19 protein-coding genes and 1 tRNA gene are annotated in these 23,100 nt (G+C 69.1%); 19 read left to right on the top strand and 1 reads right to left on the bottom strand.

Translation table 11 applies throughout. The features are described 5' to 3' along the window. Window positions 1–29: 29 nt before the first annotated feature. Window positions 30–101 (bottom strand) — tRNA-Arg (locus tag RV986_RS17100). Between the two features lie 258 nt (window positions 102–359). Between RV986_RS17100 and RV986_RS17095 the strand changes: the two genes are divergently transcribed. The 19 genes from RV986_RS17095 to atpE all read left to right on the top strand — a co-directional run bounded on the left by RV986_RS17095 (window position 360) and on the right by atpE (window position 23,077). Next, the gene (locus RV986_RS17095; RefSeq protein ID WP_475918231.1) at window positions 360–968 is read left to right on the top strand and encodes a response regulator; all 609 of its coding nucleotides are present in this window, start codon (window positions 360–362) and stop codon (window positions 966–968) included. A gap of 349 nt (window positions 969–1,317) precedes the next feature. Continuing rightward, window positions 1,318–2,487 carry an ArgS-related anticodon-binding protein NrtL gene (nrtL, locus tag RV986_RS17090; RefSeq protein WP_475918230.1) on the top strand — a complete coding sequence of 390 codons (1,170 nt, stop codon included), beginning with the start codon at window positions 1,318–1,320 and terminating at the stop codon, window positions 2,485–2,487. Window positions 2,488–2,494: 7 nt separating this feature from the next. Further along, window positions 2,495–3,886: a diaminopimelate decarboxylase gene (gene lysA, locus RV986_RS17085; protein WP_475918229.1), complete on the top strand. Its 1,392-nt coding sequence runs from the start codon at window positions 2,495–2,497 to the stop codon at window positions 3,884–3,886. Between the two features lie 313 nt (window positions 3,887–4,199). Beyond that, window positions 4,200–5,492, top strand: coding sequence for a homoserine dehydrogenase (locus RV986_RS17080; protein ID WP_475918228.1), 1,293 nt, complete (start codon window positions 4,200–4,202; stop codon window positions 5,490–5,492). A gap of 6 nt (window positions 5,493–5,498) precedes the next feature. Further along, a complete protein-coding gene (gene thrC / locus RV986_RS17075) occupies window positions 5,499–6,557 on the top strand; it encodes a threonine synthase (RefSeq protein WP_475918227.1) in 1,059 nt (352 codons plus the stop codon). Between the two features lie 719 nt (window positions 6,558–7,276). Further along, complete coding sequence (gene thrB / locus RV986_RS17070; protein WP_475918226.1) at window positions 7,277–8,209, top strand: homoserine kinase; 933 nt, start codon at window positions 7,277–7,279, stop codon at window positions 8,207–8,209. 386 nt (window positions 8,210–8,595) lie between these two features. Further along, window positions 8,596–10,704, top strand: a complete 2,109-nt coding sequence (gene rho / locus RV986_RS17065; RefSeq protein WP_475918225.1) for a transcription termination factor Rho — start codon at window positions 8,596–8,598, stop codon at window positions 10,702–10,704. Window positions 10,705–10,853: 149 nt separating this feature from the next. Then, window positions 10,854–12,728 carry a trypsin-like serine protease gene (locus tag RV986_RS17060; RefSeq protein ID WP_475918224.1) on the top strand — a complete coding sequence of 625 codons (1,875 nt, stop codon included), beginning with the start codon at window positions 10,854–10,856 and terminating at the stop codon, window positions 12,726–12,728. 219 nt (window positions 12,729–12,947) lie between these two features. Continuing rightward, window positions 12,948–14,123 carry an LCP family glycopolymer transferase gene (locus RV986_RS17055; RefSeq protein ID WP_475918223.1) on the top strand — a complete coding sequence of 392 codons (1,176 nt, stop codon included), beginning with the start codon at window positions 12,948–12,950 and terminating at the stop codon, window positions 14,121–14,123. A gap of 227 nt (window positions 14,124–14,350) precedes the next feature. Next, window positions 14,351–14,572, top strand: a complete 222-nt coding sequence (gene rpmE / locus RV986_RS17050; protein ID WP_352052736.1) for a 50S ribosomal protein L31 — start codon at window positions 14,351–14,353, stop codon at window positions 14,570–14,572. A gap of 137 nt (window positions 14,573–14,709) precedes the next feature. After that, on the top strand, window positions 14,710–15,786 hold the full coding sequence (gene prfA, locus RV986_RS17045; protein ID WP_475918222.1) for a peptide chain release factor 1: 1,077 nt from the start codon (window positions 14,710–14,712) through the stop codon (window positions 15,784–15,786). Between the two features lie 115 nt (window positions 15,787–15,901). Further along, window positions 15,902–16,747 (top strand): peptide chain release factor N(5)-glutamine methyltransferase, encoded by an 846-nt coding sequence (prmC, locus tag RV986_RS17040; RefSeq protein WP_475918221.1) that lies wholly within the window; start codon window positions 15,902–15,904, stop codon window positions 16,745–16,747. A 53-nt stretch (window positions 16,748–16,800) separates the two neighbouring features. Continuing rightward, window positions 16,801–17,448, top strand: a complete 648-nt coding sequence (locus tag RV986_RS17035) for an L-threonylcarbamoyladenylate synthase (RefSeq protein ID WP_054233231.1) — start codon at window positions 16,801–16,803, stop codon at window positions 17,446–17,448. Continuing rightward, entirely contained in the window at window positions 17,445–18,110 is a 666-nt protein-coding gene (locus tag RV986_RS17030) for an arsenate reductase/protein-tyrosine-phosphatase family protein (protein WP_475918220.1), read from the top strand. Before RV986_RS17035 ends, RV986_RS17030 begins: the two co-directional genes overlap by 4 nt. 120 nt (window positions 18,111–18,230) lie before the next feature. Beyond that, a complete protein-coding gene (locus RV986_RS17025; protein WP_475918219.1) occupies window positions 18,231–19,472 on the top strand; it encodes a serine hydroxymethyltransferase in 1,242 nt (413 codons plus the stop codon). Window positions 19,473–19,598: 126 nt separating this feature from the next. Then, window positions 19,599–20,990 carry an MraY family glycosyltransferase gene (locus RV986_RS17020; protein ID WP_475918218.1) on the top strand — a complete coding sequence of 464 codons (1,392 nt, stop codon included), beginning with the start codon at window positions 19,599–19,601 and terminating at the stop codon, window positions 20,988–20,990. A 284-nt stretch (window positions 20,991–21,274) separates the two neighbouring features. Next, window positions 21,275–21,712, top strand: a complete 438-nt coding sequence (locus RV986_RS17015; protein WP_467595142.1) for a Cg1360 family ATP-synthase-associated protein — start codon at window positions 21,275–21,277, stop codon at window positions 21,710–21,712. Between the two features lie 273 nt (window positions 21,713–21,985). Continuing rightward, window positions 21,986–22,756 carry a F0F1 ATP synthase subunit A gene (gene atpB / locus RV986_RS17010; protein ID WP_475924302.1) on the top strand — a complete coding sequence of 257 codons (771 nt, stop codon included), beginning with the start codon at window positions 21,986–21,988 and terminating at the stop codon, window positions 22,754–22,756. Window positions 22,757–22,831: 75 nt separating this feature from the next. Beyond that, window positions 22,832–23,077 (top strand): ATP synthase F0 subunit C, encoded by a 246-nt coding sequence (gene atpE, locus RV986_RS17005; protein WP_212726922.1) that lies wholly within the window; start codon window positions 22,832–22,834, stop codon window positions 23,075–23,077. Window positions 23,078–23,100: the final 23 nt, after the last annotated feature.

Genomic DNA, 23,100 nt, shown 5'->3' with positions numbered 1-23,100 from the left:
TTTCCGCTGTTCAGCGCCTTGATCCGGAGTGCCCCCGGCAGGATTCGAACCTGCGCACACGGCTCCGGAGGCCGTTGCTCTATCCCCTGAGCTACGGGGGCGTGTCGGGCGCGGTGTTCGCGGCGACGGGTAGAACCCTACCAGCTCTTTCAGGGGTGACTGCCACGGGTTTATGTGGGGGAGGGCGGTGTCCTGAGAGGGGGGAGGTGGGTCCGTTCGCGAGGTGGAGAGGACGACGGGGAGGGGAGGGGAGAAGGCGACGGAGAGGGTGGATAGGGCGGAGAGGGGAGAGGGAGGAGCCGGGAGGTGGAGGGTGGGGGCCGGGATTCGGTGGTCGTGCCCCCCGCACGGGGGTGGAAGTGGGGAAAACCCGGACGCCGTGGCCGGCGCGGACCTACTCTCGAGTTGTGCCAGGCGTGTCCGGTCGGGTGCTTGTTGTGGACGACAACAAGGTCATCCGGCAGCTGATCAGGGTCAACCTCGAGCTGGAGGGCATCGAGGTCGTGACCGCGGCCGATGGTGCCGAATGCCTGGACGTCGTGCATCACGTGCGGCCCGATGTGGTGACCCTGGACGTGGTCATGCCTCGGCTCGACGGGTTGCGCACCGCCGCGCGACTGCGTGCCGATCCGCGGACCCGGAGCCTTCCCATCGCCATTGTCAGTGCCTGCACTCAGTACGAGGTCGAGAGTGGGCTTGATGTGGGCGTTGACGCCTTCCTCGCCAAGCCCTTCGAGCCGGCCGAACTCGTGCGGCTTGTACGGGAGTTGATGGAGCGTCGGTGGAGTGGGGGCGGAGGCGGCCGCCGGGGTGGTGGTGACAACGGGGTGCCGTTCGAAGGTGTCGATGCTGTCGCGGGTGTCGGGAGTGTTGGGGGTGTTGGGGGTGTTGGAACTGCCTTTGGGGCGGCGGAGGCGTTCGGTCCTGAGGAGTTCGGCGCCGAGGAGACCCAGCGCGCCGGGCATTGAGGTGTTGGGACCTCTGGTCATCTGAAGCGATGGATCATTGAGCCGGTGGATCAGTCGGCCGGTGGATCAGTGGGCCAGTGGGTTGTCCGTTGGAGTCATTGGACCATTGGGTCAGTGAGTCGTCGGGGGTGCCGTCAGGCAGCCCGCGTCTGTCGACCAGTTCAGTGGCCAGTCGGTGGCCCGCGCACCCCAGCCGCCCGCTCCACCGTCGCTGAGCACGCCCCCTCCTCGACGCGCCCCTCGGCCTCGCGGCAGTGCCCCCGTCCCCGCTCCCCGAACCCCGTCCACATCCCGGACCCCCGCCAAACCGACTCGCGTACCCACCCCCCTCCTCCCCTACGCTTGTCCCGTGACCCCCGTCGAGCTCTCCCGTACCGTGCTGCGCGCGGTGCGTCGTGCTGTGGACGAGGGGGAGCTGAGCGTGGCCGTGCCGGTACGAGCGGTGGTGACGCCGCCGGGGCCGGGTGGGTGTGGGGACTATGCCACCAACATCGCGCTGCAGCTGGCGCGGGACGCCGGGCGGTCGCCTCTTCAGGTCGCCGAGATCCTGCGGCCCCATCTCACCCGCACCGACGGCGTCGCCGATGTCGCGATCACCGGGCCCGGGTTCCTCAACATCCGTCTCGGGGGCAGTGCGGTCGCCTCACTCGTACGTGAGATCCAGATGCGGATCCCGCGTGGCTCCTACGGCCACGGGGACGCCCTCGCCGGGCAGGTCGTGTCGCTCCGGATCCCGTACGACATCCGGGCCGAAGTCGTCGCCGACGCCCTCGTGCGGATCATCGCCGCCCAGGGCGGCCGTGCCGAGGTCCAGCACACTGAGCCGCAGCGGACCGACGTCCAGTGCAACGATGTCGAATGCGCCGACGACCAGTACGTCGACGACCAGTACGTCGACGACCAGTACGTCGGTGTTCAGTACGTCGACGTTCAGTACGTCGGTGTTCAGTACGTCGACGTTCAGTACGTCGATGCGCCGCACAGCCCGGCGGCTCATCCTCAGCCGTCGTACGTCCGCCCCGTCAACCTCCGGCCCGTGCCCGCGCCCGCTGATCCCACCCCCCTCGGCCCCGACGCCGCCCGCTGGGCCCTGCTGCACCCCGCCCCGCACGACCGGCCCCGGATCAGCGGCGACCACCTCGTTCAGCGGGAGAGCAATCCCCTCTTCCGTGTCCGGTACGCCCACGCCCGCGTCCAGGCCCTCACCCGCAACGCCGCCGCGCTCGGCTGCACCGGCGACCCCGGTGACGTACCCCACAGCGACGACCTCGTCGGTGCCCTCGCCGGGTATCCGGCCGTGCTCGCGCAGGCGGCCGTGCACCGTGCGCCCGACCGGCTTGCCCGGCATCTCGTCATCACCGCCGATGCCCTCCTCGCCCTCCAGCACACCGTGCTGCCGCTCGGCGACGAGAAACCCTCGGCCGCCCACCGTGCCCGGCTCGCGCTCGCCGAAGCCGCCGGGACGGTGCTGGCCGGCGGCCTGTCCCTGCTCGGCATCAGCGCACCCGACTATCTGTGAGAGAAGAATGAGCCGTTCCGCACACCCCGCCGGGCCCCGGCACGCCGATGTCCTCCCCGAGGGCCACTACTCCGCGCCGCCCGCCGACCTCAACGCCCTCGACCCCAAGGTCTGGGCCCACACCGTCCGCCGTACGGACGACGGGGTCGTGAGCGTCGGCGGCATCGAAGTCACCACGCTCGCCGAGCAGTTCGGGACCCCCGCCTACTTCCTGGACGAGACCGACTTCCGTGAGCGCGCCCGCGCCTGGCGCAGCGCCTTCGGGCACGACGCCGACGTCTTCTACGCCGGGAAGGCCTTCCTCTCCCGCGCCGTCGTGCGGTGGCTGCACGAGGAAGGGCTCAACCTCGACGTCTGTTCCGGTGGGGAACTCGCCACCGCCCTCTCCGCCGGGATGCCCGCCGACCGCATCGCCTTCCACGGCAACAACAAGTCCGTCGAGGAGATCCGTACGGCCGTCGAGGTCGGCGTCGGGCGGATCGTCCTCGACTCCTTCCAGGAGATCGTCCGCGTCGCCCACATCGCCCAGTCCCTCGGCAGGCGGCAGCGTGTGCAGATCCGGGTGACCGTCGGCGTGGAAGCGCACACGCACGAGTTCATCGCGACCGCGCACGAGGACCAGAAGTTCGGGATCGCGCTCGCCGACGGGCAGGCCGCCGAAGCCGTACGACGGGCCCTTGCCCTCGACGGGCTGGAACTCGTGGGGATCCACTCGCACATCGGGTCGCAGATCTTCGACATGGCCGGGTTCGAAGTCGCCGCCCGGCGTGTCGTGGGCCTGCTCGCCGCCGTCCGCGACGAGCACGGTGTCGAACTGCCCGAGATCGACCTCGGTGGTGGTCTCGGTATCGCGTACACGAGTGACGACGATCCCCGCGAGCCGCACGAGATCGCCAAGGCGCTGAGCGAGATCGTGACGAGGGAGTGCGAGGCCGCGAAGCTGCGCACGCCCCGGATCTCGGTCGAGCCGGGGCGCGCCATCGTGGGCCCCACCGCCTTCACGCTCTACGAGGTCGGCACCATCAAGCCGCTCGACGGGCTGCGCACCTACGTCTCCGTCGACGGCGGCATGTCCGACAACATCCGGACCGCGCTGTACGACGCCGAGTACAGCGTCGCCCTCGTGTCGCGGACGAGCGACGCGGAGCCGATGCTCGTGCGCGTCGTCGGCAAGCACTGTGAGAGCGGCGACATCGTGGTCAAGGACGCCTTTCTCCCCTCCGACCTGGCCCCGGGCGATCTCATCGCCGTCCCCGCCACCGGCGCGTACTGCCGGTCCATGGCCAGCAACTACAACCACGCCCTGCGTCCGCCGGTGGTCGCCGTCAACGACGGTGCGGCCCGGGTGATCGTCCGCCGGGAGACGGAGGAGGACCTGCTCCGCCTGGACGTCGGATGATCCGCTGATCCGCCGATCCATGGCGGCCCCCGAACGGCTCACCACGGCCGAGGGAAGATCTCCGGTCTTCAGGTCCCGGAAGGCCGGGACGGTGCGGAAAGCCCGCACGGCCCGCACGGCTCGCACGGCCCGCATGGCTCGCACGGCCCGCATGGCTCGCACTGCTCGCATGGCTCGCATGGCCCGGAAGATCTTCGGTCTCCCGGGTCGGTGAAAATGAAATAGACATCTCACGATCCGGACGAAGGGTAGAAACTCCCGTCCGGTGAGTGAGACTGGTCCAACCGTAGACGGTATGAGGAAACGAGGTCGGATGATGCGTAAGCGTCCGCTGAAGGTGGCGCTGCTGGGCTGTGGGGTTGTCGGCTCAGAGGTGGCGCGCATCATGACGACGCACGCCGACGACCTCGCGGCCAGGATCGGAGCCCCCGTCGAGCTGGCGGGCGTGGCCGTCCGCCGGCCCTCCAAGGTGCGTGACGGCATCGACCCCGAACTCGTCACCACCGACGCCACCGCCCTGGTCAAGCGGGGCGACATCGACGTCGTCGTCGAGGTCATCGGCGGTATCGAGCCCGCCCGCTCCCTCATCACCACCGCCTTCGAGTACGGCGCCTCCGTGGTCTCCGCCAACAAGGCGCTGCTCGCCCAGGACGGCGCCGCCCTGCACGCCACCGCCCAGGAGCACGGGCGCGACCTCTACTACGAGGCCGCCGTCGCCGGTGCCATCCCGCTGATCCGGCCGCTGCGCGAGTCCCTCGCCGGCGACAAGATCAATCGGGTGATGGGCATCGTCAACGGGACGACGAACTTCATCCTCGACAAGATGGATTCGACGGGCGCCGGATATCAGGAAGCCCTCGACGAGGCCACCGCGCTCGGCTATGCCGAGGCCGACCCCACCGCCGACGTCGAGGGCTTCGACGCCGCCGCCAAGGCCGCCATCCTCGCCGGGATCTCCTTCCACACGCGTGTGCGGCTCGACGACGTGTACCGCGAGGGGATGACCGAGGTCACCTCCGCCGACTTCGCCTCGGCGAAGGAGATGGGCTGCACCATCAAACTGCTCGCCATCTGCGAGCGGGCCGCAGACGGGGGGTCCGTGACGGCGCGCGTACACCCGGCCATGATTCCGCTGAGTCACCCCCTTGCTTCCGTGCGCGGCGCGTACAACGCGGTGTTCGTCGAGTCGGATGCCGCCGGGCAGCTCATGTTCTACGGTCCGGGCGCCGGCGGCGCCCCCACCGCCTCCGCGGTCCTGGGCGACCTCGTGGCCGTCTGTCGCAACAAGCTCAACGGTGCGACCGGCCCGGGCGACTCCGCGTACACCCAGCTGCCCGTCTCGCCCATGGGCGAGGTCGTCACGCGTTACCACATCAGCCTCGACGTGGCCGACAAACCGGGTGTTCTCGCCCAGGTGGCCACCGTCTTCGCCGAGCACGGGGTTTCCATCGATACCGTGCGTCAGCAGGGGAAGGACGGCGAGGCCTCTCTCGTCGTCGTCACCCATCGAGCGTCCGACGCGTCCCTGAACGGGACCGTCGAGGCGCTGCGCAGCCTCGACACCGTGCGGGGTGTCGCCAGCATCATGCGGGTTGAAGGAGAGTAGCCAGCAATGACCCACCAATGGCGCGGAATCATCGAGGAGTACCGGGACCGGCTGCCGGTGTCCGACAGCACACCGGTCATCACGCTCCGTGAGGGTGGTACGCCGCTCGTGCCCGCGCAGGTGCTCTCCGAGCGCACGGGCTGCGAGGTCCATCTGAAGGTCGAGGGCGCCAACCCGACCGGGTCCTTCAAGGACCGCGGTATGACCATGGCCATCACGCGGGCCAAGGAAGAGGGTGCCAAGGCCGTCATCTGCGCGTCGACCGGCAACACGTCCGCCTCGGCCGCCGCGTACGCCGTACGGGCGGGAATGGTGTCGGCCGTCCTCGTCCCGCAGGGCAAGATCGCGCTCGGCAAGATGGGCCAGGCCCTCATCCACGGCGCGAAGATCCTCCAGGTCGACGGAAACTTCGACGACTGTCTGACCCTGGCGCGCGCGCTGTCCGACAACTACCCGGTGGCGCTGGTCAATTCGGTCAACCCGGTGCGCATCGAGGGCCAGAAGACCGCCGCGTTCGAGATCGTGGACATGCTCGGCGACGCACCCGACATCCACGTCCTGCCGGTCGGCAACGCGGGCAACATCACGGCCTACTGGAAGGGCTACACGGAGTACGCCGCCGACGGCATCGCCAAGCGCACCCCGCGCATGTGGGGTTTCCAGGCCTCCGGTTCCGCGCCCATCGTGCGCGGCGAGATCGTCAAGGATCCGTCGACCATCGCCACCGCGATCCGTATCGGCAACCCGGCCTCGTGGAAGTTCGCGCTGGCCGCGCGGGACGAGTCGGGCGGGTTCATCGACGAGGTGACGGACCGTGAGATCCTGCGCGCCTACCGGCTGTTGGCCGCTCAGGAGGGTGTCTTCGTCGAGCCGGCGTCCGCCGCGTCCGTCGCCGGTCTGCTGAAGGCCGCCGAGCAGGGCAAGGTCGACCCCGGCCAGCGAATCGTCTGCACGGTCACCGGAAACGGGCTCAAGGACCCGGACTGGGCCGTCGCGGGCGCCCCGCAGCCGGTCACGGTTCCGGTGGACGCCGTCACGGCGGCCGAGCGGCTCGGCCTCGCGTAGCGCGGGACGGCTCTCTGGGGCTCGCGTGACGTGCAACGGCCTGGACCCGCGCAATGCGGAACGACGGGACGACGGGACGACGGGACGACGGGACGACGGAACGACGCACCGGCTCGGAACGGCGCGACGAATCGAAACGGCGCAACGGGTCGGAGCGGCCCCGGAGCCGAGCCGATCCCGTTGGCGTGAATCCGTCTGGCGCAAACCCGCCAGAGAGTCCTCGGAGGGCCGTCGGGCGTCGTCAGGGCCTGTCGGAGGCGGTCAGGGGGCGGGCGGGAACCGCCAGAAGATGGCGAAAACCGTCCGCCGGACGGGCCACCCCTCGGGCAACCCGACAGGGGGTGCACGGGGGGCTTACGACACGCATCGTGCGCCTCCTGTGCGCCCTATGTCGCCACAGAACCTTCCTTCGATAGGCTGTACTGAACCCGCCCCCCGCATATGCCGCGGTGCCGCGCCGTCATTGCCGTCATCGCCGTCCTTGCGGCCTCCGGGTCTTCCGTACGTATCCCGGTCCATCGCAGTCCATCGCAGTCCCTCGCAGTCCGTCGCAGTTCGTCGAAGTCCGTCTCGTAGCCCCCATCCCGCAGAAGATGCCGTAGAAGATCCCGCAGAACATCTCGCACGACATCCCGCAATCCCGCAGAACATGCCGCAGCACTTCTCGCGGTACATCGAAAATCTCGTACATCACGCAGCTCAAGGAGAGTCATCGAGCGATGGCCGGTCCAGCGTTCCGCGCCGCCGCCGTCCGGGTGCGCGTCCCCGCCACCAGCGCCAACCTCGGGCCGGGCTTCGACGCCTTCGGCCTGTCACTGGGGCTGTACGACGACGTGGTCGTCCGGGTGGCCGACTCCGGGCTGCACATCGACATCGCAGGTGAGGGCAGCGAGACGCTGCCCCGCGACGAGGGCCACCTCCTCGTACGCTCCCTGCGCACCGCCTTCGATCTGCTGGGCGGACAGCCGCGCGGCCTCGAGATCGTCTGCGCCAACCGCATCCCGCACGGGCGGGGCCTCGGCTCCTCCTCGGCCGCCATCTGCGCCGGAATCGTCGCCGCGCGCGCCGTGACCATAGGCGGCGACAGCAAGCTCGACGACACCGCGCTCCTGGAACTCGCCACCGAGATCGAGGGCCATCCCGACAATGTCGCGGCCTGTCTGCTCGGCGGTTTCACGCTTTCCTGGATGGAGGCCGGAGCCGCGCGGGCGATCAGGATGGAGCCCGCCGGTTCCATCGTTCCGGTGGTTTTCGTCCCCGGAAAGCCGGTTCTCACCGAAACCGCGCGCGGTCTGCTGCCGCGCACCGTTCCGCATGTCGACGCCGCCGCCAACGCGGGCCGGGCCGCACTGCTCGTCGAGGCCCTCAGCCGGCGCCCCGAGCTGCTGCTGCCGGCCACCGAGGACCGGCTGCACCAGGAGTACCGAGCCCCGGCCATGCCGGAGAGCGCGGCACTGGTGGAGCGGCTGCGGGCCGACGGCATTCCCGCGGTGATCTCCGGCGCGGGGCCCACGGTCCTCGCGCTGGCGGACGAGGAATCCGCCGACAAGGTCGCCCATCTCGCAGGTCAGGGCTGGGCCGCCAATCGGCTGGACCTCGATGCCACGGGAGCGTGCGTCCTGCCACTCGCCCCGGCGGGTGTCCATCAATAGCGCTCGGTTGCCGGATTTGGAGAGGGGGAATGTTTGTTGGATCCGGTAGTGTTAACCTCAAGTCTGCACCCGACCCCACCATGGCGAGGTGCTTCGTGTCCCCGTCCGGGACAACCATTCTTCCGGGAGCCTCCCAAACTGCTTTGTGCCATGCATTGGGTGCTATGCGCTGAGCAGTGCTGAGCACGCTCCGGAAACCGGCGTGACCGTGCCGATGACACCGCAATTCAGTGCCACGGCTCCGGAATCGTCATCACCAGATATGTCTTCCGCCGCTTTGGCGGACCACCGCCCCGGCACGGTCCACACAGCAAGGACCAAATCCGGACAGCACAACCGGTCGCCGAGCCAGACAGGCCGACGTCCGCTCCAGGGAAGGACCCTTCGTGAGCGACACCACCGATCTGATGGGCGCACGTGTCGAGGAGACCGCTGCCGCGCCCGCCACGGACGCCTCTGCCGCGCCTGCCTCCGGTGCCGGCTCCCGGCGGCGCCGCGGTACCGGCCTTGAGGGCATGGTGCTGGCCGAGCTTCAGCAGGTCGCGTCCGGCCTCGGAATCAGGGGCACCGCGCGGATGCGCAAGAGCCAGCTGATCGAGGTCATCAAGGAGGCGCAGGCCGGGGGTACCGCCCAGGCCGTCTCAGGCTCTGGGGGAGGGGGTGCCTCGGCGGAGAACGCCGACACCGCCACCGAGACCAAGCCGAAGCGCCGGGCCACCTCCAAGGCCCGTACGGGCGGCGACGACGCCGCTGCGGCCGCCGAGAAGAAGGCCGCCGAGAAGCCCGCCGCCGAGCAGGCCGTGGCCCAGCAGCAGATCGAGATCCCCGGCCAGCCGGCCAGCGACGACGCCCCCGCGAGTGAGCGCCGCCGTCGCCGTGCCGTCGCCGAGGCGGGCAGCCCGGATTCGCAGACCAGCACGGTGACCGAGGCGAAGAGCGAGCCGAAGGCCGCCGCCGTCGAGGCCCCCGCCGAGGCCAGGACCGACGCCGTCGACGCCGATGGCCGGCAGGGCCGCCGGGACCGCCGGGACCGTGGCGAACGCGGTGAGCGCGGCGACCGTGAGCGTGGCGGCCGTGACCGCGACCGCCGCGGTGGCAAGGTCGACGAGCAGCAGGGCCAGGGCGGCGCCGGCCAGCAGCGCCAGGAGCGTCAGGACCGCCAGCAGCAGGACCGTCAGCAGCAGGCCAGCGGCCGTCAGGACCGCCAGGACCGTCAGCAGCGCGACAACGGGCCGCAGGACGACGACGACTTCGAGGGCGGCCGCCGCGGCCGTCGCGGGCGCTACCGCGACCGTCGGGGCCGTCGCGGCCGCGACGAGTTCGCCACCAACGAGCCGCAGGTCGCCGACGACGACGTCCTGATCCCCGTCGCGGGCATCCTCGACATCCTCGACAACTACGCGTTCATCCGTACGTCGGGCTACCTGCCGGGCCCCAACGACGTGTACGTCTCCCTCGCCCAGGTCCGCAAGAGCGGTCTGCGCAAGGGTGACCACGTCACCGGTGCGGTCCGCCAGCCCAAGGAGGGCGAGCGCCGCGAGAAGTTCAACGCGCTCGTGCGCCTGGACTCCGTCAACGGCATGGCGCCCGAACAGGGCCGTGGCCGCCCGGAGTTCAACAAGCTGACGCCGCTGTACCCGCAGGACCGGCTCCGTCTGGAGACCGACCCGGGCGTGCTGACCACCCGCATCATCGACCTCGTCGCGCCGATCGGTAAGGGCCAGCGCGGTCTGATCGTGGCCCCGCCGAAGACCGGCAAGACCATGATCATGCAGGCGATCGCCAACGCGATCACGCACAACAACCCCGAGTGCCACCTGATGGTCGTCCTGGTCGACGAGCGTCCGGAAGAGGTCACCGACATGCAGCGGTCGGTCAAGGGCGAGGTCATCTCCTCGACCTTCGACCGTCCGGCCGAGGACCACACCACGGTCGCCGAGCTCGCCATCGAGCGCGCCAAGCGTCTGGTGGAGCTGGGTCACGACGTCGTCGTCCTGCTCGACTCGATCACGCGTCTGGGCCGTGCGTACAACCTCGCCGCCCCGGCCTCCGGCCGCATCCTGTCCGGTGGTGTCGACTCGACGGCCCTCTACCCGCCGAAGCGCTTCTTCGGTGCCGCGCGCAACATCGAGGACGGCGGCTCGCTGACCATCCTCGCGACCGCGCTCGTCGACACCGGCTCGCGCATGGACGAGGTGATCTTCGAGGAGTTCAAGGGCACCGGCAACGCGGAGCTCAAGCTCGACCGCAAGCTCGCCGACAAGCGCGTCTTCCCGGCGGTGGACGTCGACGCGTCCGGTACGCGCAAGGAAGAGCTCCTGCTCGGCAGCGACGAGCTCGCCATCACCTGGAAGCTGCGCCGTGTGCTGCACGCGCTCGACCAGCAGCAGGCGATCGAGCTGCTCCTCGACAAGATGAAGCAGACGAAGTCGAACGCCGAGTTCCTGCTGCAGATCCAGAAGACGACGCCGTCGCCGGGCAACGGCAACGACTGAGGTCAGCAGGGTCAGTAGGGTCAGTAACGCCAAGGGCCGCCCCCGTCACGCAGGTGACGGGGGCGGCCCTTTGTGCTCCATGGGACACATGTACGATCGCGTTTTCTTGCAACGCGTAAGTCTCAGGGGGGACTTGAATGGATACGTCCATGTCCGGGCGTGGTCGTCACAGACGCCGGATCCGTATAGCCGTGCCCTTCGCCGCGGCGACCCTGGCGGCCGCCGTCGGCGGTGCGCTCCTGATGTCGTCCGCGAACGCCGCCACCGGGCAGCCGACGCCGATCACGAAGCAGAGCAACTCCTCGCCGAGCCTCGCCACGCTGAAGAAGCGGATCGCGGGCGCCGTCGCGAGTGACGGCGCCGCCGGCCAGTCGGCGAACACGAAGAAGTCGTCGTTGAGCGCGAGCACGAGCGCGCGTGCGGGTACGGGCGCGCTTACGGGCACGAGCGCGACCGCGGGCGGTGTCTCCGTCGACCCGAAGATCATCGGTGGTACCACGACCGCCATCACCACGGCCCCGTGGATGGCCCAGCTCTGGTACCTCGACGACAAGGGCACCAGCGACACCGGCGACGACTTCGGCTTCTTCTGCGGCGGTTCCGTCGTGTCGCCGACGAAGATTCTCACCGCGGCGCACTGCGTCAAGGACGAGCACGGCAAGAGCTACAACTGGGCCGCCAACGGCGCCGTTGTGACCGGCACCGCGCAACTCCCCACCGACGGTGGCACCAACCTGCACGGTGGCACCGCCACCGCTGTCCTGCGGCAGTGGAACCACCCCTCGTACAGCGCGACGACCATCAACAACGACATCGCGGTCCTCACGCTGGACAACCCCGTCACGGCCAAGCCGATCCGGATGACGACGTCGGACGACACCGCCTCGTACGTCTCCGGCACCAAGGCGACGCTCTACGGCTGGGGCCGTACCACCTCCACCACCAACGACGTCTCCGAGACCCTGAAGACGGCCACGCTGCCCATCAAGTCCGACGCCACCTGCAGCGGCTTCTACGGCTCCGACTTCATCAAGGGCCACATGGTCTGCGCGGGCAACCCGGCGACCGGCAGCGACACCGGCACCACCTCCGCGTGCAACGGCGACTCCGGCGGGCCGCTGACCGTGGGCAACAGCACCGTGGGCTACCGCATCGTGGGTGTCGTCTCCTGGGGTGTGGCGGACTGCGTGGAGAAGGGCGCGTACAGCGTCTTCTCGAAGGTCAGCGCGTACGTCGGTGCGGCCTACCCGCAGGTCGACGACGCGAACCTGAGCCTCGACAACAAGGCCGACCTGTTCGTCCGCAACTCCTCCACCAAGACGCTGTACGAGCTGGACTCCAAGGGCACCTCGTTCGCCGCCCGGCAGTCCTGGGGCAACTGGAGCACGTCGAACGTCGTGCTGCAGGCCGACCTCAACCGCGACGGCTTCCAGGACGTCGTGGAGCGCCGCAGCTCCACCGGTGAGGTCCACTGGTGGCACTTCCTGCCGTCCACCGGCAAGTGGGCCGACACGAAGATCTTCAGCAACTGGAAGACCCGCACCGCCGTCGTCGCCCCCGGTGACGTCACCGGCGACGCCCTGCCCGACCTGCTCTCCGTCGACTCCGGCGGTGTGCTGTGGATCTACCCGGGCAAGGGCAACGGCACCTTCTCGGCGCCCGTCAAGGTCGGCTCCGGCTGGAACCAGTACAACGTCCTGCGCGGCCACGGCGACTTCACCGGCGACGGCAAGACCGACCTGATCGCGCGCAGCAAGACCGGTTCGTACATCTACCTCTACAAGGGCACCGGCAAGGCGGGCAGCGCGGCGTTCTCCGGTCGCGTCAAGGTGCGCACCTGGGACGGCTACAACGCCTTCGGCGCGGTCGGCGACGTGACCGGCGACGGAAAGGCCGACTTCCTGGCCCGTACGCCCGCCGGCGCGCTCTACCTGTACCCGGGCACCGGCAAGGCCACCAGCGAGATCTTCACCACAGCGGTCAAGATCGGTACCGATTTCAAGCAGTACGACATCTTCGGCTGAAATCGCAGGTGAGCGGGGTTTCCCCGGATTCATCGGCTACGCAGCGTGCCCACCACACCACGTGGTGGGCACGCTGCGTTGTGCAACCCTTTCCCGAGTTTCCCCGTCTGACCGTACGGAGCGACCATGAAGTAGTACGTGGTACGCCGATGGACCGGGCGTGGCCCTGAAAGCAGGGGGTAACCGACCGCAGACCCGCAACGAGGACAAGAGGAGCCCATGCCTGCCGAGAGCATGCCGGACCCCGGCACACCGGGCGCCCCCGGCACACCGGGCGCCCCCGGCACACCGGGCGAGCCCGGCACGAGCGCCCCGCGCCGCCGCGCGAAGGGCCGCCGCCGGAAGCCGCGCGGAACGCGGAGCAGGGCCCTGGTCGTCACGGCCTGGACCGCGGCGGGCATCGTCGTCCTGGGGGGCGCCGGCGCCGGTGTCCTGTACGTCAAGCTCAACAACAACCTCAAGACGGTCGACATCAACCAGGCCCTCGGCGCCGACCGGCCGGTGAAGGTCGACAACGGCTCCGAGAACATCCTGGTCCTGGGCTCCGACACGCGCTCCGGCGGCAACAAGGCGCTGGGCGGCGGCACCGACGACGGCAGCGCCCGCTCGGACACGGCGATGGTGGTGCACGTGTACGAGGGCCACAAGAAGGCCAGCGTGGTCTCCATACCCCGCGACACCCTCGTCGCGCGCCCCTCCTGCACCGACGCCAAGGGTGTCACCCACGACGCCGCCTCCGGCGTGATGTTCAACTCCGCGTACTCCACCGGTGGCGCCGCCTGCGCCGTGAAGACCGTCGAGTCCATGACCGGTATCCGCATGGACCACTACGTCGAGGTCGACTTCAGCGGCTTCCAGAAGCTCATCGACGACCTCGGCGGTGTCCGGGTGACCACCACCGAGGACATCGAGGACTCCGACAGCCATCTCAACCTGAAGGCCGGCACACACACGCTCGACGGCCGGCAGGCGCTCGGTCTGGTCCGCACCCGGCACGGCGTCGGCGACGGCTCCGACCTCGGCCGCATCCAGCTCCAGCAGGCCTTCATCAAGGCCCTGGTCAACCAGGTCAAGCACATAGGCGTCCTGACCAGCCCGACGAAGCTGGTCGAGCTCGCCAACACCGCGACCAAGGCCATCACCACCGACTCCGGCCTCGGTTCCGTCAAGGACCTCGTGTCCTTCGCCGACGGCCTCAAGGGCATCGGTTCGTCGAACATGAACATGGTGACGATGCCGGTCCAGTACGACAGTGCGAACGCCAACCGTGTCCTCGTCGACGAGGCCAAGGCGAAGCTGGTCTGGAAGGCCCTGAAGGACGACCGGGCGATCCCGCAGGCGGCCACGAAGGGCACGGCCACGGGCAGCGCGAAGGGCGTCGTCAGCGCCCCGTGAGAGGCGCGGGGCGGACACCGTGCGGCCCCGCAGCGTGGGCGCGACAAGCCCAGGACGCCCCGCGGGCGACCCCCGGACGACCCCCGGACGACCCGCGGGGAATAGATCACCTGGGCCCCCGGTTTTGGGGGATGGCGCCAGTCCTGGCAGACTGGTACGTCGGCTCCGGTTCACGCTCCCGCAATCCGCGGCGGCGACCCGGCGCCCTCCCGAAACTAGGAGACACCTTGAAGCGCGACATCCACCCCGAGTACGTCGAGACGCAGGTCAGCTGCACCTGTGGCGCGTCGTTCACCACCCGTAGCACGATCTCCAGCGGTGCCATCCGCGCCGAGGTCTGCTCCGAGTGCCACCCGTTCTACACGGGCAAGCAGAAGATCCTCGACACCGGTGGCCGCGTGGCCCGCTTCGAGGCCCGCTTCGGCAAGGCTGCCGCTGCCAAGAAGTAGCGAGCCCACAGCGCCGGTCTTCGGCGTCCCCGGCACGGGGGCGCCGGGACCGGCGCTTTGCGGTGCAGCCCCCACATTCGTCTTACCTACGTCCCCGAGCCCATCATGGAGCTGGGGACAGTCCATTGGAGCCGGAGATGTTCGAGGCGGTCGAGGAACTCATCGGCGAGCACGCCGATCTGGAGAAGAAGCTCGCTGACCCGTCGGTCCACGCCGACCAGGCCAACGCGCGCAAGCTGAACAAGCGCTACGCCGAGCTGACCCCGATCGTCGCGACCTACCGCTCCTGGAAGCAGACCGGGGACGACATCGGGACCGCGAAGGAGCTCGCGGCCGACGACCCGGACTTCGCCGCCGAGGTCAAGGTCCTGGAGAAGCAGCGCGAGGAGCTCACCGAGAAGCTCCGCCTGCTGCTGGTCCCGCGCGACCCCAGCGACGACAAGGACGTCATCCTGGAGATCAAGGCGGGCGCGGGCGGCGACGAGTCGGCCCTGTTCGCCGGTGACCTGCTGCGCATGTACCTTCGCTACGCCGAGCGCGTCGGCTGGAAGACCGAGATCATCGACTCCACGGAGTCCGAGCTCGGCGGCTACAAGGACGTCCAGGTCGCCGTGAAGACCAAGGGCGGCCAGGGCGCCACCGAACCCGGCCAGGGTGTCTGGGCGCGCATGAAGTACGAGGGCGGGGTGCACCGGGTGCAGCGCGTGCCGTCGACGGAGTCGCAGGGCCGGATCCACACTTCGGCGGCCGGTGTCCTTGTCACGCCCGAGGCCGAGGAGGTCGACGTCGAGATCCACGCGAACGATCTGCGCATCGACGTCTACCGCTCGTCGGGCCCCGGCGGCCAGTCCGTCAACACGACGGACTCCGCGGTGCGCATCACGCACATTCCCACCGGAGTCGTCGCCTCCTGCCAGAACGAGAAGAGCCAGCTGCAGAACAAGGAGCAGGCGATGCGTATCCTGCGCTCCAGGCTCCTCGCGGCGGCGCAGGAGGAAGCGGAGCGGGAGGCCGCGGACGCCCGCCGCAGCCAGGTCCGTACCGTCGACCGCTCCGAGAAGATCCGTACGTACAACTTCCCGGAGAATCGCATCTCGGACCACCGCGTGGGCTTCAAGGCGTACAACTTGGACCAGGTGCTCGACGGGGACCTCGACGCGGTGATCCAGGCGTGCGTCGACGCCGACTCGGCCGCGAAGCTCGCGGCCGCGTAAAGCCGAACGAAGCCTCTCAGAGCCGTACTTGTGAAGCCGTTTCATCTGTAAGGCCGTACCTGTAAAGCCGTACTCGTCAAGCCGTACGACAACAGCTCAGCCCCGGAGGACCAGCGTGAACCTGCTGCTCGCGGAAGTGGCCCAGGCCACCCAGCGGCTGGCCGACGCCGGCGTGCCCTCGCCGCGCAACGACGCGGAGGAGCTCGCCGCCTTCGTGCACGGCGTGAAGCGGGGCGAGCTGCACACCGTCAAGGACGTGGACTTCGACGCCCGCTACTGGGAGGTGACCGCGCGCCGCGAGGCCCGCGAGCCGCTCCAGCACATCACCGGGCGCGCCTACTTCCGCTACCTGGAGCTCCAGGTGGGGCCGGGGGTGTTCGTCCCGCGCCCGGAGACGGAGTCCGTCGTCGGCTGGGCCATAGACGCCGTACGCGCGATGGATGTCGTCGAGCCGCTGATCGTCGATCTCTGCACCGGCTCGGGCGCCATCGCGCTCGCCCTCGCGCAGGAGGTCCCGCGCTCCCGCGTACACGCCGTGGAGCTGTCCGAGGACGCCCTGCGGTGGACGCGCAAGAACGTCGAGGGGTCCAGGGTCGACCTGCGCCAGGGAGACGCCCTGGACGCCTTCCACGACCTCGACGGCCAGGTGGACCTGGTGATCTCCAACCCGCCGTACATCCCGCTCACGGAATGGGAGTACGTGCAGCCGGAGGCCCGGGACTACGATCCCGAACTCGCCCTGTTCTCGGGCGAGGACGGACTCGATCTCATTCGCGGCATCGAGCGCACCGCGCACCGGCTGCTGCGCCCCGGGGGCGTCGTCGTCATCGAGCATGCCGACACCCAGGGCGGGCAGGTGCCGTGGATCTTCACCGAGGAGCGGGGCTGGGCCGACGCGGCCGACCACCCGGACCTCAACAAGCGGCCGCGGTTCGCGACCGCCCGCAAGGCGATGCCGTGAGCGCGCGCATCGTGATCCCCAGCCGGCAGTACGTGTATGAGGAGGCCCGCTAAATGGCACGGCGATACGACACCAACGACGCGACCGACCGCATCACCGGTCTGCGTGAGGCCGCGTCCGCCGTCCGCCGTGGCGAGCTGGTGGTCCTTCCGACGGACACGGTCTACGGCATCGGCGCCGACGCGTTCACCTCGGAGGCCGTCGCCGATCTGCTGGAGGCCAAGGGCCGGGGCCGCAACATGCCCACCCCTGTCCTCATCGGCTCCCCGAACACCCTGCACGGCCTCGTCACGGACTTCTCCGAGATGGCCTGGGAGCTCGTCGACGCGTTCTGGCCCGGTGCGCTCACCCTCGTCGCCAAGCACCAGCCGTCCCTGCAGTGGGACTTGGGGGACACCCGGGGCACGGTGGCCATCCGTATGCCGCTGCACCCGGTCGCCATCGAACTGCTCACGGAGGTCGGCCCGATGGCCGTCTCCTCCGCGAACCTCACGGGCCACCCGGCGCCGGAGGACTGTGACGCCGCGCAGGAGATGCTCGGCGACTCCGTCTCCGTGTACCTGGACGGCGGTCCGACCCCCGGCAACGTTCCCTCCTCGATCGTCGACGTGACCGGCAAGGTGCCTGTGCTGCTGCGTGCGGGAGCCCTGTCGGCGGAGGAGCTCCGGAAGGTCGTACCCGACCTTGAGGTGGCGAATTGACAGCCCCTGACGCGGGGCGTGGCATAGGCACGGGGATCACGGGGACCAACGGGTCTCCCAGGGGGTCCTTCCGCATCCTCCACGTCAGCACCGGCAACGTGTGCCGCTCGCCGATCACCGAGCGGCTGACCCGGCATGCCCTCGCGGACCGGCTCGGGGACCCCCTGTGGGGCGGTCTGATCGTGGAGAGCGCGGGCACCTGGGGGCACGAGGGTGCGCCCATGGAGGCCAACGCGGAGACGGTCCTCGCCGACTTCGGCGCGGACGCCTCCGGGTTCGTGGGCCGCGAACTCCTCGACGACCACGTCATCAGAGCCGACCTGGTCCTCACCGCGACCCGCGACCACCGCGCCCAGGTCATCTCGATGGGCCACTCCGCGGGTCTGCGCACCTTCACCCTGAAGGAGTTCACCAGACTGGTCCGCGCCATAGACACGGCGACCCTCCCTCCCCTGGAGGACGGCGTGGTCGAACGCGCCCGCGCCCTGGTGCGGGCCGCCGCCGCTCTACGCGGGTGGCTGCTGGCGCCCACGGCGGAGGCGGACGAGGTCTTCGACCCGTACGGTGCGCCGCTTCCCTTCTTCCGCTCGATCGGGGACGAGATCAACGAGGCGCTGGATCCGGTGGTGACCGCGTTGACGGGGGTGCGGGCGCGGGCCTAGGCCGCCCGGGGCGGTGTGAACGGCACCCGGCAGGCCGTAATACCGGGCAATACCGGGCGTCCCACCGGTCCCGGTTCTACATTGGACGTAGCGCACCCCCGCCGAGGTCCGGAGTCCACCATGCCGGTCACACAAACGTTGGAAGCGGATGCCCTGCGTCGACAGGACCCGGAGCTCGCCGAGATCCTGATCGGGGAGCTGGCGCGGCAGTCGACGACGCTGCAGTTGATCGCGGCGGAGAACTTCACCTCGCCGGCCGTGCTGGCCGCGCTGGGGTCGCCGCTGGCGAACAAGTACGCCGAGGGGTACCCCGGCGCCCGTCACCACGGTGGCTGCGAGATCGTCGACGTCGCCGAGCGGATCGCCGTGGACCGCGCCAAGGCCCTTTTCGGCGCCGATCATGCCAACGTGCAGTCCCACTCCGGCTCTTCGGCCGTGCTGGCCGCGTACGCAGCCCTGCTGCGCCCCGGTGACACCGTCCTGGCGATGGGGCTGCCGTTCGGCGGTCACCTCACCCACGGGTCGCCCGCGAACTTCTCCGGCCGCTGGTTCGACTTCGTCGGGTACGGGGTGGAGGCGGACAGCGGGCTCATCGACTACGAGCAGGTGCGCGCGCTGGCCCGCGCACACCGGCCGAAGGCCGTCGTCTGCGGCTCGATCTCCTATCCGCGGCACATCGACTACGCGCTCTTCAGAGAGATCGCCGACGAGGTCGGTGCCTATCTCATCGCCGACGCCGCCCACCCCATCGGGCTGGTCGCCGGCGGAGCGGCGCCCAATCCGGTGCCGTACGCCGATGTCGTCTGCGCCACCACGCACAAGGTGCTGCGCGGCCCCCGCGGCGGCATGATCCTGTGCGGCGGGGAGCTGGCCGAGCGCGTCGACCGGGCGGTCTTCCCCTTCACCCAGGGCGGCGCGCAGATGCACACCATCGCCGCCAAGGCCGTCGCGTTCGGCGAGGCGGCGACGCCCGCGTTCACGGCGTACGCCCATCAGGTGGTCGCCAATGCGAAAGCTCTCGCGGAGGGCCTGGCCGGGGAGGGGCTCGCCCTCACCACCGGGGGCACCGACACCCATCTGCTGGCCGCGGACACGGCGCCGCTGGGCATCGACGGGCGCAGCGCGCGCGGTCTTCTCGCCGCCGCCGGAATGGTCCTCGACACCTGTGCGCTTCCGCACGGCGACACCCGTGGCCTGCGGCTGGGCACCGCCGCGCTGACCACACAGGGGATGGGCGAGGCGGAGATGGCGCAGGTCGCGAAGGTGTTCGCGGCGGTGCTTCGGGACGAGGTCGACGGCAGGACGGCGCGTGAAGAAGTGCGGGAGCTGACCGGAAGATTTCCGCCCTATCCGGACGAGTGAGGGGTACGCGCACTTGTGTGCACAGCCACTCGTGCAACCATCGTCGCTACCCGGAAGTCCCCAACCATATGCGCGCATCGCTAGTGTGTGGGGCTGAGATGGCCAGCGAGACCTGTGGGGAAGCCCGTGCGTGAATATCTGCTGACGCTCTGCATCACGGCCGCGGTGACGTATCTGCTGACAGGGCCGGTACGGAAGTTCGCGATCGTGGCCGGAGCCATGCCGCAGATCCGGGCACGTGACGTGCACCGGGAACCCACGCCGCGGCTCGGCGGCATCGCGATGTTCTTCGGCCTGTGCGCGGGCCTGCTGGTCGCCGACCACCTGCGGAACCTCAACGAGGTCTTCGAGAACTCCAACGAACCGCGGGCGTTGCTCTCCGGTGCCGCGCTGATCTGGCTGATCGGTGTCCTGGACGACAAGTTCGAGATCGACGCCCTGATCAAGCTGGGCGGTCAGATGATCGCCGCGGGTGTGATGGTCATGCAGGGTCTGACGATCCTGTGGCTGCCGATCCCCGGTGTCGGCCTGGTCGCGCTCACACAGTGGCAGGGCACCCTGCTGACGGTGGCGCTGGTGGTCATCACGATCAACGCCGTGAACTTCGTCGACGGCCTCGACGGGCTCGCCGCCGGCATGGTGTGCATCGCCTCCGCCGCGTTCTTCCTGTACGCCTACCGCATCTGGTACAGCTACGGCATCGAGGCCGCCGCCCCGGCGACGCTGTTCGCGTCGATCCTGATGGGCATGTGTCTGGGCTTCCTGCCGCACAACATGCACCCGGCGCGGATCTTCATGGGCGACTCCGGCTCGATGCTGATCGGGCTGGTGCTGGCCGCCGGCGCCATCTCGATCACCGGGCAGATCGATCCCGACGTGATGAACCTGTTCTCCGGTTCCGAGCGCAACACCGTGCACCAGACGGTGCCCGTCTTCATCCCGCTGCTGCTGCCCCTGACGATCATCGCCATCCCGGCCGCCGACCTCGTGCTGGCCATCGTGCGGCGTACCTGGCGCGGACAGTCGCCGTTCGCCGCCGACCGCGGACACCTGCACCACCGCCTGCTGGAGGTCGGCCACTCGCACAGCCGGGCCGTCCTGATCATGTACTTCTGGTCGGCGCTGATCGCCTTCGGCGCCCTCGCGTACTCGGTCAACTCGGGGGCCATGTGGAGCGTGCTCGGCATCGCGGCGCTCAGCGCGGTCGGTCTGGTGCTGCTCCTGCTGCCGCGCTTCACGCCGCGTGCCCCGCGCTGGGCCGAGCACCTCGTCCCGCCGCGCTACCGGCGCCGTCGCGAGGCCGCGCCGGTGGGCGAGGCCGAGGCGCCGGTGGCGGTGGCGTCCGTCGCCCACGAGGCGCCGGAGGCCCATGAGAAGGCGGCGGCCGAGGAGCAGGAGGAGGGCGTCCGCGAACACCGTTCCCCGGTCGCCACACATGCCCCAGGAGTCAACGGGGCGACGGCGATCGGCACCCGTGGGCGCCTCCTGGACGAGCGTAAAGCCGGAACTTCACGCTGACGCAAAGTAAGAATTGTGCAAGAGAGATCTTCGGCAAACCGCTCTAATACCAGACAATTTGCCCACCAGATTGCACAGACGCGCAGGTTCACTCTCATGTGTGACAGCGAGCACACCTTCTAGGTAAAGACCGCATCAAATAGTTTGTGATACGGTTCACGAGAACCCGGGACAGAGCCGAAGGGCCGCAGTGAGACGGCCCCTTGGCGTGAGGTTCTCTCTCAGCCCGGGACTACGCTCGTCCATGACGACACCCTGCCCCCGAAGCAAGCGGAGTTGCCGCCATGCCGTCCAATGACGCCCGGAACCTACTGCACACTGCTGTCCCCACAGCGGCTGTCGGCGTGATCGCCGTCGCCGTCAGTGGCGTGGTCGCGGGTGGCAAAGGCGCGCTCGGCGCGGGCATCGGCACACTGCTGGCCATCCTCTTCATGGGGATCGGCCTCTACGTCCTGCAGTGGACGGCGAAATCCCTCCCGCAGCTGTTCCAGGCCATGGGTCTGATGCTCTACGTCGCCCAGCTCCTGCTGCTCCTGATCTTCGTGGCTCTCTTCAAGAACACGTCACTGTTCAACCCCAAGGCGTTCGCGGTCGGCCTCGTCCTCGCGACCGTCGTGTGGATGGCGGCGCAGGCGCGGGCGCACATGAAGGCCAAGATCTTCTATGTCGACCCCGAACCCGAGAAGAGCGAGAAGCCCGAGAAATCCGGGTCCTCGTCGTGAGGGGTAGGGGCGGGATAAAGCCACCTTGGAGATCCTGCTATCGTCCGGTGCCAACTGCGGCATCGCGGGCGCGGGCATCTGAGCTGACGCCTGCTCAATCGCGAGGCTTGATGCCCCACAGCCGCCCTCACATCCGTTACACCAGTCCAGTGCCGAACCGCGGCTGCGCGCCGCGCCGACACAACGAGGTTGCCGTACCTATGCGTCACGCCGAAGGAGCCCGCGGTGAGTGCTGACCAGACCCAGCTCGCCTTTGACTGGAGCTGTCGGATCATGTCCGACAACGGGTGTGGCTTTCCGGCTCCGGGCCTGCACTCGTTCCTGTTCAAGCCGCTCGCCACGGTCGGGGGGTTCGAGTTCAACAAGGTGATGCTGCTCGCCCTCCTCACCTCCATCCTTGTCGTCGCCTTCTTCTGGGCGGCCTTCGGCAAGGCCAAGGTGATCCCGGGCAAGCTGCAGATGGTCGGTGAGGCCGGTTACGACTTCGTGCGCCGCGGCATCGTCTACGAGACGCTCGGCAAGCGCGAGGGCGAGAAGTACGTCCCGCTCATGGTCTCGCTGTTCTTCTTCGTCTGGATCATGAACATCTGGTCCGTGATCCCGCTGGCGCAGTTCCCGGTGTCGTCGGTCTTCGCCTTCCCGGTCGTGCTCGCCGTGATCGTCTACGTCCTGTGGGTCTCGGTCACGTTCAAGCGCCACGGCTTCGTCGGCTTCTTCAAGAACGTCACCGGCTACGACAAGTCGCTCGGCGGGGTGCTGCCGCTCGTCATGGTCATCGAGTTCTTCTCGAACCTGATCGTCCGGCCCTTCACACACGCGGTCCGACTCTTCGCCAACATGTTCGCCGGCCACCTGATGCTGGTCATGTTCACCGTCGCCTCCTGGTACCTGCTGAACAGCTGGATGGTTCCGGCGGCCGGCGTCTCGTTCATCATGACGATCATCATGGTCCTCTTTGAGCTTTTCGTGCAGGCCGTCCAGGCGTACGTCTTCGTGCTGCTGGCTTGCTCCTACCTCCAGGGCGCTCTCGCCGAGCACCACTGAGGCAAACCGCCCCGCAAACCCCAGGCGTCCGGTGGCCAACCCCCACCGGTCCATGAAAGAGAAGGAAGAACCGGCATGTCCGCTCTCCAGACCATCGCTGCCGCTGCGACCGTCCACGGCTCGGTCGGCTCCATCGGTTACGGTCTCGCCGCGATCGGCCCCGGCGTCGGCGTCGGCTACATCTTCGGTCAGGGCACCCAGGCTCTGGCCCGTCAGCCCGAAGCCGCCGGTCTGATCCGTGCCAACCAGATCCTCGGCTTCGCCTTCTGTGAGGCGCTCGCCCTCATCGGCATCGTTATGCCGTTCGTGTTCGGTAAGTAATCACCCCTTACTGACACGAAACG

This window comes from Streptomyces sp. RLA012, assembly GCF_056270325.1.
The sequence above is the reverse complement of the archived record's forward strand: the minus strand, read 5'-3'. Positions and strand labels throughout refer to the sequence as shown.

Excerpts from the sequence above, each read along its gene's own strand:
- thrC (WP_475918227.1), top strand. The coding sequence starts at position 5,499 with ATGACCCACCAATGGCGCGGAATCATCGAGGAGTACCGGGACCGGCTG.
- RV986_RS17015 (WP_467595142.1), top strand. The coding sequence starts at position 21,275 with ATGCCGTCCAATGACGCCCGGAACCTACTGCACACTGCTGTCCCCACA.
- RV986_RS17080 (WP_475918228.1), top strand. The coding sequence starts at position 4,200 with ATGATGCGTAAGCGTCCGCTGAAGGTGGCGCTGCTGGGCTGTGGGGTT.
- RV986_RS17025 (WP_475918219.1), top strand. The coding sequence starts at position 18,231 with ATGCCGGTCACACAAACGTTGGAAGCGGATGCCCTGCGTCGACAGGAC.
- RV986_RS17055 (WP_475918223.1), top strand. The coding sequence starts at position 12,948 with ATGCCTGCCGAGAGCATGCCGGACCCCGGCACACCGGGCGCCCCCGGC.
- prfA (WP_475918222.1), top strand. The coding sequence starts at position 14,710 with ATGTTCGAGGCGGTCGAGGAACTCATCGGCGAGCACGCCGATCTGGAG.
- lysA (WP_475918229.1), top strand. The coding sequence starts at position 2,495 with ATGAGCCGTTCCGCACACCCCGCCGGGCCCCGGCACGCCGATGTCCTC.
- atpB (WP_475924302.1), top strand. The coding sequence starts at position 21,986 with ATGTCCGACAACGGGTGTGGCTTTCCGGCTCCGGGCCTGCACTCGTTC.
- RV986_RS17060 (WP_475918224.1), top strand. The coding sequence starts at position 10,854 with ATGTCCGGGCGTGGTCGTCACAGACGCCGGATCCGTATAGCCGTGCCC.
- atpE (WP_212726922.1), top strand. The coding sequence starts at position 22,832 with ATGTCCGCTCTCCAGACCATCGCTGCCGCTGCGACCGTCCACGGCTCG.
- thrB (WP_475918226.1), top strand. The coding sequence starts at position 7,277 with ATGGCCGGTCCAGCGTTCCGCGCCGCCGCCGTCCGGGTGCGCGTCCCC.
- RV986_RS17035 (WP_054233231.1), top strand. The coding sequence starts at position 16,801 with ATGGCACGGCGATACGACACCAACGACGCGACCGACCGCATCACCGGT.